Origin of the sequence: Streptomyces monashensis, assembly GCF_001866665.1 — a bacterium.
GTDB classification, from domain to species: Bacteria; Actinomycetota; Actinomycetes; order Streptomycetales; family Streptomycetaceae; genus Streptomyces; species Streptomyces monashensis.
The window spans coordinates 156,472-168,503 of record NZ_MLYO01000062.1 but is presented as its reverse complement, the minus strand read 5'-3'; the positions used below and the strand labels follow the sequence as shown (position 1 = coordinate 168,503).

Here is a 12,032-nt window from a genome sequence, read left to right as displayed (position 1 = left end):
ATGGTGGAGCCCGTGACCGAAGGGGCCGGGGCGCAGGGCGACACCGCCGCGGCGTGGCAGCCCGTCGTCGAACTCTGCGCATCACTCGCCGCAGAACTGCCCACGGTGATCCCGAGGATCGTCGACCGCATACGGCTCGAGATCCCGAGCTACGGAATCGTGGACCGCGAGCAGCAGGAACGCGACGTCACCCGTCACTACCAGGGACTGCTGACCGGCGTGGCCGCACGCCGCTCACCCACCCGCGAAGAGGTCGAGGCCGCACATGCGCTCGGAGCCGAACGCGCCGCCACCGGCCTGCCGCTGCACGCCCTCATCGAGGCCTACCACGTCGGCTACCGCGAGATGTGGAACGTGCTGCTCGCGCGTGCTCAGTCGCACGACACCCGGGCCGGCGCGCAACTCCTGTCGATCGTCGGGATGGTCTGGACGTGGGTGCAGGCTTCCAGCAGCGCGGCCGCCGAGGCGTACGGCGTTGCCGTCCGCGCCGCCGATGCCACGCTCCTGAGGCTGACCCACCAGTTCCTCGACGGACTTGCCACCGCCGCGCCCGCCGGCGTCGACCTCGAGCAACTGGCCGCCGCCCTCACCTTCGACCCTGCCGGCGGGTTCCAGGCGCTGTGCTCACCGGCCGAGGCCTGGACCGACGAGCGCATGATGGATTTGCGGCACCGCCGGTGGCCGGGCACGCTGCGCTGCGCGACCCGCGGCAACCTCATGATCGCCCTGGTCCAGGACATCTCGCCGCAGGCCGTGGTCGAAGCGGCCCAGCGGCAGAACCCTGACGCGAGCTTCGGCATCGGCCTGCCGCGGACCGGGCTCCCCGGCGCCGCGATGAGCATGGCGGACGCGAGAGCGGCGCTGCCCCTGGCGGATCCGGGACAGGTGAAATCCTTCGCAGACCACTGGCTGCTCGCCACCTTGGCACCCACGGCGCAACGCTTCGCGGTGCTGCTCGAACCGCGCCGAGAGGCCGCGCGGCAACACCCCGACCTGGCAGAGACCGTGCTCAGGTTCGCCGAGAACGGCTTCTCGCTCACCGCGACAGCCCGCGTCCTGCACGTGCATCCGAACACGGTGAAGTACCGCCTTCAGCGCTGGCAGCAACTCACCGACTGGGACGTACGCACCTGGCACGGACTGTCGTCCACCATGATCGCGCTCGGCCTGCCGACACTCTGAAACGCTCATCCGGCCAGGGCCGCAACTCGGTGACCTTGCTCTTGCCGGAAAACTCGTCCGCGAAGGTCACGCGGCATGTTCGTACTCGTGGAGGATTCCCCCGAGGCGGTCGCGTCGTCGTATGTCGAGGTGGGCGATGGCGTCCGGGTCGGTGATCGGTGTAGGGAGCCGTTGCAGCGGGCGGGTGTTGGTGATGCCCTGATGCGGCCTGTGGGAGTTGCAGAAGTCCTCGAACTCGCGCAGGGCGTGGAGGAGGTGGCGCTGGTTCCAGATCAGTGTTCGGTCCAGGAGCGCCCGTCGGCAGGTCAGTACCCAGCGTTCCGTGATCGAGTTCATGCGCGGCATACGGATGCCACAAGGGCGTCGGCCTGGGAACGCAGGAAACCTGCCCACGTGCTGGAACTCCGTTCGGACGCGGGATCGATCCCGACCCCCTTCAGGATCTGCCATACCGTGGAAGCAGCCACCCGCACGCCCAGGACGAGCAGTTCGCCATGCACTCTACGGTAGCCCCAACCGGGATTCTCCCGGGCCGGACGCAGCACCAGGACACGGACGGAGCACACGGTGCGGGGCCGGCCCGGGCGGCCCGGGCGGCCCGGCCGGGAACGGGCCGCGTGCCGACGCGCGAGCAGGTCGCGGTGCCACCGCAGCACCGTATCGGGGTGCACCAGCAGCCGCACCTGGCGCAGCACGCCACGCGGGAGACGGTGCAGCAGCGTGGCCAGGAACGCCCGGTCGCCCGGGGCGAACCGTGCCCTCTCCCCGCCGAGTTGGCGTTCCAGCACCAATGAGCTGATGGCGCAGATCACCGGCAGGATCCGGCGGCGCCGCAGCTCCCGGCGTACGGCCTTGGAGTCGTATGCCTTGTCACCCAGGATGGATTCGGGTCGCCGTCGTGGGCGGCCGGGCCGTCCGGCAACGGGAAGGATGCCGTCGACCAGGTGATGTCGTTGGCCTTCGCGGCGGTCGTGGTGACGTGCAGCGGGGTGCCCCTGCCGTCGCAGGTCAGGTGGTGTTTGCTGCCCGTCTTGCGCCGGTCGACCGGCGACGGGCCGGTCGCGGCTCCCCCTTTTCCGCGCGAACGTGGGAGCCGTCCACGCATGCGCGACTCCGGTCGAGTTCGCCGGCCGCGTTCAGCTCGGCGAGCAGCACGTGGTGCAGTTGCTCGAAGACGCCGGCCTTCTGCCATCGGTCCAGTCGCCGCCAGCAGGTCTGTCCGGAGCCGAATCCCGGCTCCCGGGGCAGGAGTTGCCAGGCGATGTCCTGGTGGAGGACGTACAGGATGCCCTGAAGGCACAGCCGGTCGTCCACCGGCTTCGGCCCCGGTGACCGATCAGGCCAGGGCGGGAGCAGCGGTTCGATCCGTGCCCACAAGCCGTCGTCCACGATCCGAGGCCGCGTTGTCACACGACACGAACGGCCGAATCATCCCGTCGGTCACGCCCGACCAGGACACCTCAGCAAGATCCTGTTACGAGCTCGTCGTAGGGGCGCGGGGAACCGCGCGAGCAGCCCCCACGTACCCGCAGCCCCCACGAGACAACACGCCCCGGGCTACTGGGCGACACGCACCGACGGTTCTGGCACCGAGGCCTCCGACTCGGCAGCGGCAGCGGCAGCGGCAGCTGAACCGTCCAGCACCTTCTTCGCGTGTTCCACGTCCAGCGCGCCCTCCCAGCGGGAGACGGCGAAGACGGCGACACAGTTACCGAGCAGGTTCGTCACCACCCGCATCGAGTCCATGATCCGGTCCACGCCCAGCAGCAGTGCCACCGCCCCGGCGGGGATGGCACCGAGCGAGGAGGCGGTCGCGGACAGGGCGAGGAAGGCGGAGCCGGGGATGCCCGCCATGCCCTTGCTGGTCAGCATCAGCACCAGGACGACGGTGATCTGCTGGCTCAGGCTGAGGTCGACGCCGACGGCCTGGGCGATGAACAGGGTGCCGATGGAGAGGTAGAGCGAGGCGCCGTCGAGGTTGAAGGAGTAGCCGGTGGGCAGCACCAGGCCCACGGCGTCGTCGCGGGCGCCGGCCCCGCGCAGCTTCTGCATCACGCGCGGCATGACGGACTCGGTGGACGCGGTGCCCAGCGCGAGAAGCATCTCCTCGCGGATGTAGCGCAGGAACTTCCAGAGGCTGAGCCCGGTGACGATGCGCAGGGCGACGGCGAGCAGCGCGACGAACAGCGCGGCGGCGGCGTAGCACAGGATGATCAGCTCGCCGTAGGTCTTGATCACGCCGAGCCCGTACTGGCCGATGAGGACGGCCATCGCGCCGAACACCGCGATCGGGGCCAGGCGCATGACGAAGCCGACGATCACGAAGATGATCTCCTGGGCCTGCTCGACGGCGGGCAGGACCTTCGGCACCTTGGTGTGGCCGAGGTGGAGCAGCGCGGCGCCCACCAGACAGGCCAGGATGAGCACCTGGAGCAGGGAGTTCTCGGCGAACGCGCCGATGAAACTGGTGGGCAGCGCGTTGACGGCGAACTCGGTCGTCGAGGGCAGCGCGGCGCCGCCCGTCTTCGCGTCGACCGCCTTGGTGCTCAAGGTGGACGGGTCGACATGCATCCCCGAGCCGGGCTGGACGACGTTGGCGGCGACCAGGCCGATGATCAGCGCCGCGGTGCTCGCGACCTCGAACCAGATCAGGGCCTTGAGCCCGATCCGGCCGAAGGCCTTGAGGTCACCGGCCTTGGCGATGCCGACGACGACCACGCAGAACACCAGCGGCGAGATGATCGTCTTGATGAGCCGGGTGAAACCGTCGCCGAGCGGCTTGAGATCCGCGGCGAAGCCGGGCCACAGCTTCCCGATGACGATTCCGAGCACGAGCGCGCAGAGGACCTGCGCGAAGAGAGAGGTACGCAGTATGCGTGCGACGCGTCGCGGCAGGGAGGGTGCAGTCGGCGGCACGGGGCACTCCTAGAGGGGAGGTGAACACGCAGAAGCCGGGGATAGACTTCTGCGATACGGAAAGCGACTTCCGTGACGATCACTCTCAAGGAGCTCTTGATCCCGCCGGAGACTTCCGCGTTACGGACGCGTAAATCACGCCCGGAGTGACCCATCGCACGCAACCGGCCTCAGCAGCCGTCCCGGTCCTCCGTGAGCACCCCCCTTGACGGTCGCCAGGGAGCGGTCGTAGCGGCACGCCCGGCCCTACGGTCGCTACCGCTCGCTCGTCGTGCCGAGCCGCGACAGTCGCTGGGAGTCTGATTGCTGCGGCGGCCGCGCACCGGCTGCCGCGCAGGGTGGTGTTCTTCACCGGGTTCCTGTTGGCCGGAGCGCCGAGATTCCTGATTCTCGCCTCCGATGCACCGATGGGGGCGGTATTGGCCGTGTTCGCCGTCAGTGGATTCGGGGCGGGCTTCCTGAATCCGGTACTGGGGGCCGTCCTGTTCGAGCGGGTACCGCGCCGGATGCTGGGCCGAGTCAACGCCCTTGGCGACTCGCTGGCCTGGGCCGGTATCCCTCTCGGTGGACTGATCGCTGGGGCGGCGGTGGCCTCCGTCGGACTTGCGCCGGTGTTGCTCGCCGGCGGGGCCGCGTACTTCCTCACCACGAACCTGGCCGGGCTGCGGCCGGAATGGCGCGAGATGGACCGTGTGGGTGGGCGAGACGCTCAGGAGCGGCAACCTGAGGAAACGCTTCAGACAACCAGTACGAATCCCACGCCATGACCGCTTACGGGAGGGAGGGCGAACCATCTGGTTGCCTCCTCCCTCCCCCTCCTCCTTCAGACGCCCGACTGACTGCTGGTCGGCGGCGTCCGCCGGTAACCGGGCCGTGAAGACGCCGATCGACCCGGCGGACCAGGCGGAGACGGAGAGCTCGCCGGAGCCGCCCTTCGGCCACCCTGGACAGTCCGTCCCGCCCCTGGACCCGGCCGGTGATCGGGCTGCCCCTCCCTGGTGACGCCCGCCCGCAGGTCAGGTGCCCTGTTTCTGACAGGGTGCAGTAGAGCTACTCGGCAACAGAAACGGGAGCCACGTCTCCGGAAGCCGAATGGGGAGCCATTCTGCGCAACCTGGTGAGACATGCCACCGATGGAGTATGCGCCGTCGTTGGGCCGTTCGGCGGCGTCACGCGAGGGTCATGGTGGCTCGGCTGGCCGGGGGGTGGTTGACCGGACAGGATGTGAGAGGCGGAAGGAGGGCCCCGCGAGCCGCCTTATCTCTCCGGTTTGTCCGGCATGACCGGGCGCCAATGAGTGCGGTGAGCCGGATACGAGCGGGAAAGTGGGAGAAGGCGGGCCATGGCGAACGGTGCGGTGGACCGGTCGGAAGGCTTCGGTGAGCGGCTGCTGGGGCTGTTGCTGGATCGGGCGCGGCTGCTGCCGCCGCAGCTGATCGGTCCGCTGATCGCGGAAGAGGTGGCCAGGATCGGCGGGCGTGACGTCTCCATCCTGCTCCAGGACTATGCGCAGGAGCTGCTGGTGCCGCTGCCGGGTAGGAAGCTGCACGTCAGCCAGCCCGAGCCGGTGGCTGATTCCGCCGCTGGCCGGTCCTTCCTGCACGCGGAGGTCGTCGAGGTGAAGCAGACCCACGGCGTCCGGATGTACTTGCCGCTGCTGGACGGCAGCGACCAGGTGGGCGTGATGTCCCTCACCCTGGACACCATCGGCGACGACGACCGGCGCCTGCTGGGCAGGCTCGCCAGCCTGGTCGCCGACATACTGGTCACCAAGAACGCCTACACCGACCAGTTCTTCCTGGCCCGACGCCGGGAGCCGATGAGCGTGTCCGCGGAGATCCAGTGGGGCCTGCTGCCGCCGCTGACGATGTCCATTCCGCAGGTCGCGGTGGCCGGCATCCTGGAGCCCGCCTACCGCGTCGCCGGCGACAGCTTCGACTATGCCCTCAACGACAACATCCTGCACATCGCCGTGATCGACGCGATGGGCCACGGCCTGGACGCCGCCGCGATGGCAACCATCGCCATCGGCGCCTACCGGCATGCCCGGCGCGTGTTCGTCAGCCTGGCCGAGAAGTACGCGTTCATGGACGACGCCATCTCCCGGCAGTTCGGGCCCGACCACTTCGTCACCGCGCAGCTGATGCACATCAACATCGCCACCGGTGAGATGGAGCTGGTCAACGCGGGCCACCCCGCGCCCTTGCTGATCCGCGATCGCCAGGTCGTGCAGCAGCTGGAGAGCGCGACGACGCTGCCCGTCGGCTTCGGCGGTGAGGCACCCCGGGTCAGACAGCACATGCTCCAGCGGGGCGACCGGGTGCTGTGCTACACCGACGGCATCATCGAGGAGCACGTCGACGGCGGGGAGCCGTTCGGTGAGGAACGACTCGTCCGCTGCATCAACCGCCTTGGGCAGGAGCCGTCCCAGGGGGTGCGGGCGGATCTGCGCCAACTCTCCCACACGCTGAAGAGGGAACGTGGCGGGCTCACCAGCGACGACGCCACCCTTTTCATGGTCGAGTGGCATGGCGGCGCCGCCGACCACCTTGCCGAACTCGACTGAGGATCCGGTCGCCCCACCGACGGAAACCGGTGACTGCCGGATGCCATTCGAAAGGGGTGGCTCCCACTCACGTTGCCGAAAACAGGTGATAAGGGTGGGGAGATCCACTGAGCAGGCGTGGGGTCACCCCGAGCAGGGGGTGGTCGTTCAACGAGCGCCATCATCCGCGTACGTGGTGGCCACCGCCGGCGGGAGCAAGCGGAAGTTCGTCGAGGGGTTCGGCCCGGACGAGGTGATCGACTACACGGCGGTCGACTTCGCCGGGGTGGTCCGTGACATCGACGTCGCGCTCGAGGCGATCGGCGGCGACACCGTCGAGCAGTCGCTGCACGTGCTCCGCCCGGCGGGCACCTGGTGACGGCGGTCGCCGAGGAGGACGTGGAACTCATCGCCAGGTACGAGGCGGCCGGCATGCGCTTCAGCGGCATCGCGGTCGACCAGGATCCGGTCGCCCTGCGACGTCTCGCCGAACTCGTCGAACAGGGCAGCCTCCGGGTCCATGTGCAGGAGACGTTCCCGTTCGAGCGCGTCGCCGACGCGCACCGGCTGCTCGACGATCAATGGTCACTCCGCCGCGCGGCTGAACGCTTCCAAGTCTCGCCCACCACTGCGAAACGGTGAGCTGACCGCTACCGCGAGCAGGGACCAGCTGGAATGACGGATCGCTCCAGCCGCCCACACTTCAGCCCACGTCAGACGCCGACACGAACCGAGCGGCGCATCATCGAAGTTCGCGTCCTGCGCCGCCGGGGCCCAAGCCGCATCGCCTACCTGCTCGGCCTCAACCCCGCTACCGTGCACCGAGTACTCAGCCGATACCGAATCGCTCGGCTGTCGCATCTGGACCGCGCCACAGGCCCACGGGCAGATCCGCTGCGTGTGCGGTGACCTTGCTCCTGACCCGTTGCGGTGCGCAAGCAGAGCGACGGCGCAAGCTGGCAACATCACCGCTGCGCGAGTTCGTTTTTGCGCTCCGCACAGCCGAGTTGCGTGTACAGCCACGCGAGGACATCGCGGATGGCTTCGCCCTGCCTGATCGCCAGCATGGTCACGTCCATGGGCCTCGCCCCGCACGGAGGCCGTACTCGCTGGAGCGAGCAGTGTGCTCCCTCCACCCCTAGCCGGGGCGGGGACCCGGCTGGGACGCGCTGAACGACTCGCCGGACGGCTCGACGAGCCCAACGTCGCCGTCTGATCCGGCAGACACAGCCACACAGGTTTCAGCGGCCCCGTCTTTCCGCACGCGGCGGCTCTGCCGCCGGCGTGATCGCGGGCCCTCAACGTGAACCACCCCCGACGCGATGGCAGTTCGCGGAGGTTTCGCAGAACCTCCTCACTACGGCCTGCGCGGCCACGAATGCGTGAGATATGTCTTTCGCCCTGCTTAACGAAGATGAAACGACGGCCGCCGCATTCCGTAAAGAGGGTTAGCGACGATCGGGCACCTACACCGCCCAGCGCAACATCCGGAGCCAGATCGCGTGACTGCTACAGAATCCGCCCACACACCCCTCAACGGTCCCGGCACGGGCGCCACCCCCGAGCCCAAGCGCCTGCGCACCGGGGCACTGGGCATGTGGGGCGTCGTCTTCACCGTGCTGGCCACGGCCGCTCCCATCACCGCCATGACGGGCAACGTGCCCATCGCGATAGGCTCCGGAGCCGGCACGGGGACCCCGGCCACCTTCATCTTCTGCACCGCCGTTCTGGTCATCTTCACCATCGGCTACTCCGCGATGGCCCGGCACATCACCGCCACCGGCGCCTTCTACGGTTTCGTCACCCGTGGCCTGGGCCGGGTCGCCGGGCTGGCCAGCGGCCTCATCGCGACCCTTGCCTACGTGGTCTTCGAGGGCTCGCTGATCGGGATCTTCGCGTCCTTCTTCAAGACGGACGTGGAGACCTTCGGCGGGCCGAAACTGAGCTGGATCGTCTACGCGCTCGTCGGCATCCTCGCCATCGCGGTACTCGGCTACTTCGACATCGAGCTCTCCGGGAAGGTGCTGGGCGTCTTCCTGGTCGCCGAGGTGCTGATCCTGCTGCTGATGGGCGGCTCGGTGCTCTTCCACGGCGGCGGCCCCGACGGGCTGATGACCGGCTCCCTCGACCCGGCACGCGGTTTCACCGCGGTGGCCGGCGGCAGCGTGGCGATCGGTCTGTTCTTCGGTTTCTGGTCGTGGGTGGGCTTCGAGACCACTGCTGTCTACGGCGAGGAGTCCCGCAACCCGACCCGGATCATCCCGCGCGCCACCCTGCTCGTGGTCATCGCGCTCGGCGCGCTCTACACCTTCGTCTCCTGGATGACCATCGCGGGCAACGGCGCGCACAACGCCGTCACCATCGCCCAGGGCAGTACCGGCAACCCCTTCGACCTCTTCTTCGGCATCACCCAGAAGTTCGTGGGTGTCTGGGCCAAGGACCTCTACCAGGTCCTGGCCGTCACCGGCTCCTTCGCCTGTGCGCTGGCCTTCCACAACTCGGCCTCCCGCTACCTCTACGCGATCGGCCGCGAGGGTCTGCACAAGGCCGTCACCCCGCTCGGCGCCACCCACGACAAGCACAGGTCCCCGTGGGTCGCCTCGATCGTGCAGTCCGTGATCACCCTGCTCATCACCTTGTACTTCTTCCTTTTCCAGGCTCCCAGCAAAGCCGCGCCGGACGTGGCGTACTACTACCAGTTCGGCCTGCTGGCCATCATGGGCACGATGGGGATCCTCATCGTCCAGGCGATCTGCTCCGTCTCGGTGATCTGGTACTTCCACGCCGGCAAACGCCACCCGGAGACCCGTAGCTGGTGGCGGACTCTGCTCTGTCCGGCGGTGGGCGCAGCGGGCATGGCCTACGTCGTCTACCTGCTGTTCAGCAACCTCTCCTTCGCGGCGGGCGCCGCCTCCGACAGTCCCGTCTACACCCTCACCCCCTACCTGGTGATCGGTGTGGGCGTGCTGGGCGCGGTGACAGCGCTCGTGCTCCGGTCCACCGACCGGGCGCGCTACGAGCAGATCGGCAGCACGGTTCTGGCCGAGTCCCACGAGCGCTGACAGCCCCTCATGCGTACCGCGGAGAGAGTTCGGAGAGGTTGACAGCATGGTCTACCGCAGCACCCTGCGTGGCGAGCGGTTCACGTTCGCCACGCTGCCCGAGTTGCTGGCCAAGGCGAACGAGGTGAAGTCGGGTGACCAGCTCGCCGGACTCGCCGCACGCAGCGAGCGGGAGCGGGTAGCGGCCAAGCTCGCCCTGGCCGACGTGCGGGTGGCCGAGATCGCCGCGACTGCCGTCGTGGAGGACGCGGTGACGGAGGCGGTCTCCGTGCCCGCCGACCCGGCGAGCTTCGCGGAGATCGCCTCGCTCACCGTGGGTGAACTGCGCGAGTCGGTCCTGGAGCCCGGCTTCCGGCAGCGCTGGTCGGGCGGGCTGCACGCGACGATCACCCCGGAGATCGCCGCCGCCTGCGCCAAGCTGATGAGCAATCTGGACCTGGTGGTGGCGGCTGCCCCGCTGCGCCGTACCACCCGCTGCCGTAACACCATGGGCGGTGCGGGCGTCTTCGGCTCTCGCATCCAACCCAACCACCCCACCGACAGCGTGCGCGGCATCATGCTGTCCGCGCTGGACGGCCTGGCGTTCGGCTGTGGCGACGCGATGATCGGCGTCAACCCGGCTACCGAGTCCGTGCCGGTGATCGGCGAGGTGCTGCGCGGCGTGCACGAGCTGATCGCCCGGCTGGGCATACCCACCCAGTCCTGCGTGCTGGCGCACGTCACCACCCAGCTGGCCGCACTGGAGGCAGGCGCACCCGTGGATCTGCTCTTCCAGTCGGTCGCCGGGACGGAGGCGGCCAACGCGAGTTTCGGCATCGACCTCGGCCTGCTCGCTCGCGGCCGGGAGGCTGTGCTCGCCCACCACGCCGAACGGGCGGGCGAGTTCGCCGGCGATCAGGTGATGTACTTCGAGACCGGCCAGGGCAGTGCGCTCTCCGCCGAGGCCCACCACGGCGTCGACCAGCTCACCCTGGAGGCGCGGGCACAGGCGGTGGCCCGGCTCTACGACCCGTTCCTGGTCAACTCGGTGGTCGGCTTCATCGGGCCGGAGTACTTGGCCGACTCGGTGCAGATCACCCGCGCGGGCCTGGAGGACCATTTCGTCGGCAAGCTGATGGGCGTACCGACCGGCGTGGACGTCTGCTACACCAACCACGCGGACGCCGACCAGAACACCAACGACAACCTGCTGGTGCTGCTCGCCTCCGCCGGGTGCACCTTCGTGATGGCCATCCCGGCCGGGGACGACGTGATGCTCAACTACCAGACCACCAGCTACCACGATGTGGTGAGTGCCCGCCGGACGCTGGGGCTGCGCACCGCTCCGGAGTTCGAGTTCTGGCTGGCCGAGATGGGCATCCGCTGCGACGGCCGCCCGGGCAGCGGAGCGCACGGCCTGCCGACCAGCCTGGCCGAGCTCGCCTCCGCGCTGGAGGACAGCGGAGCGCTGCGCGCACTCCTCCCCGGAGGTGTGGCGTGACGGAGCACCTGGAGCTCTGCGCTCCTTTTGCCGACCCGACGCCCGCGGAGCGCACCGCTGCCTGGCTGCGCGCGGCGACCCCCGCTCGTATCTTCACCGGCCGGGCGGGCAGTTCCTACCACACCGCCACCCTGCTGGCCCTGCGCGGCGACCACGCGGCCGCGCGGGACGCGGTCTCGACGCCGCTGGACCTCGACGCCCCAGGGATGGCCGCGCTGGCCGATCGCTTCCCCTGGACAGTGGTCGCCACCATGGCCGACTCCCGGCACCGCTACCTGCGCCGCCCGGACCTGGGCCGGCGCCTCACCCCGCAAGCGCGGCAGACGATCCGCGCCGCGCACGGACCGGGCCCGGACGTGCAGCTCGTGATCGGCGACGGGCTGTCCTCCACCGCCGTGCACGCCCAGGTGCCGGCTCTGCTGCCACTGGTGCACGAGGGCTGCGCGGTGCGCGGCTGGTCCGTGGGCCGTCCGATCGTGGTGCGGCAGTGCCGGGTCGGAGTGCTCAACGAGATCGGCGATCTGCTGGACCCGGCGGTGGTCGTGCTGCTGATCGGTGAACGCCCGGGCCTGGCGACGGCGGAAAGCCTTTCCGCGTACCTGGCGTACCGGCCGCGTCCCGGGCACACCGACGCGGACCGCAACCTCCTCTCCAACATCCACCGCGCGGGGATTCCGGTGCGGGAAGCCGCGAGTCGGATCGTCGGGCTGGTGGAGGCGCTGATGGCCGACGGGCGGAGCGGAGTGGCCGTCAAGGAGCCTGCCGCGCTGGAGAGCTGACCCAGCACGCCGGCCGTGCCGCGATGCGCCGTCGATCGTCTGCGGCGCCGTCACACGCCATGCACCGA

Annotated in this window: 7 protein-coding genes and 3 pseudogenes; 7 read left to right on the top strand and 3 right to left on the bottom strand. The window is 69.4% G+C overall.

Features of this window, described 5'->3' with window-relative positions; translation table 11 throughout:
- Positions 1-1,182, top strand: a complete 1,182-nt coding sequence (locus tag BIV23_RS33005; RefSeq protein WP_071384652.1) for a PucR family transcriptional regulator — start codon at positions 1-3, stop codon at positions 1,180-1,182.
- Positions 1,183-1,248: 66 nt separating this feature from the next.
- On the opposite strand, the gene BIV23_RS54115 is transcribed toward BIV23_RS33005, so the two are convergent.
- The 3 genes and pseudogenes from BIV23_RS54115 to BIV23_RS32990 all read right to left on the bottom strand — a co-directional run bounded on the left by BIV23_RS54115 (position 1,249) and on the right by BIV23_RS32990 (position 4,098).
- The gene (locus BIV23_RS54115) at positions 1,249-1,518 is read right to left on the bottom strand and encodes an integrase (RefSeq protein WP_425443548.1); all 270 of its coding nucleotides are present in this window, start codon (positions 1,516-1,518) and stop codon (positions 1,249-1,251) included.
- A gap of 335 nt (positions 1,519-1,853) precedes the next feature.
- Positions 1,854-2,592, bottom strand: a pseudogene (locus tag BIV23_RS54110) (IS5 family transposase); the annotation flags it as partial.
- Positions 2,593-2,739: 147 nt separating this feature from the next.
- Positions 2,740-4,098, bottom strand: a complete 1,359-nt coding sequence (locus BIV23_RS32990) for a cation:dicarboxylate symporter family transporter (protein WP_071384650.1) — start codon at positions 4,096-4,098, stop codon at positions 2,740-2,742.
- 272 nt (positions 4,099-4,370) lie between these two features.
- Between BIV23_RS32990 and BIV23_RS32985 the strand changes: the two are divergent.
- The 6 genes and pseudogenes from BIV23_RS32985 to eutC form a co-directional block, all read left to right on the top strand.
- A pseudogene (locus BIV23_RS32985) lies at positions 4,371-4,865 on the top strand (MFS transporter); the annotation flags it as partial.
- A 575-nt stretch (positions 4,866-5,440) separates the two neighbouring features.
- Positions 5,441-6,664, top strand: coding sequence for a PP2C family protein-serine/threonine phosphatase (locus BIV23_RS32980; protein ID WP_071384649.1), 1,224 nt, complete (start codon positions 5,441-5,443; stop codon positions 6,662-6,664).
- A pseudogene (locus BIV23_RS54105) lies at positions 6,627-7,522 on the top strand (zinc-binding dehydrogenase); the annotation flags it as partial. The gene BIV23_RS32980 and the pseudogene BIV23_RS54105, both read left to right, overlap by 38 nt.
- Positions 7,523-8,145: 623 nt before the next feature.
- The gene (locus BIV23_RS32970) at positions 8,146-9,705 is read left to right on the top strand and encodes an APC family permease (protein ID WP_342746395.1); all 1,560 of its coding nucleotides are present in this window, start codon (positions 8,146-8,148) and stop codon (positions 9,703-9,705) included.
- Between the two features lie 46 nt (positions 9,706-9,751).
- Positions 9,752-11,185, top strand: a complete 1,434-nt coding sequence (gene eutB, locus BIV23_RS32965) for an ethanolamine ammonia-lyase subunit EutB (RefSeq protein WP_071384648.1) — start codon at positions 9,752-9,754, stop codon at positions 11,183-11,185.
- Positions 11,182-11,964, top strand: a complete 783-nt coding sequence (gene eutC, locus BIV23_RS32960; RefSeq protein WP_107471333.1) for an ethanolamine ammonia-lyase subunit EutC — start codon at positions 11,182-11,184, stop codon at positions 11,962-11,964. The genes eutB and eutC overlap by 4 nt, the downstream gene beginning before the upstream one ends.
- The last annotated feature ends 68 nt before the right edge of the window (positions 11,965-12,032 follow it).

Bases quoted from the DNA above. Each gene is read 5' to 3' on its own strand.
- eutB (WP_071384648.1), top strand. From the start codon at position 9,752: ATGGTCTACCGCAGCACCCTGCGTGGCGAGCGGTTCACGTTCGCCACG.
- BIV23_RS32980 (WP_071384649.1), top strand. From the start codon at position 5,441: ATGGCGAACGGTGCGGTGGACCGGTCGGAAGGCTTCGGTGAGCGGCTG.
- BIV23_RS54115 (WP_425443548.1), bottom strand. From the start codon at position 1,518: ATGAACTCGATCACGGAACGCTGGGTACTGACCTGCCGACGGGCGCTC.
- BIV23_RS33005 (WP_071384652.1), top strand. From the start codon at position 1: ATGGTGGAGCCCGTGACCGAAGGGGCCGGGGCGCAGGGCGACACCGCC.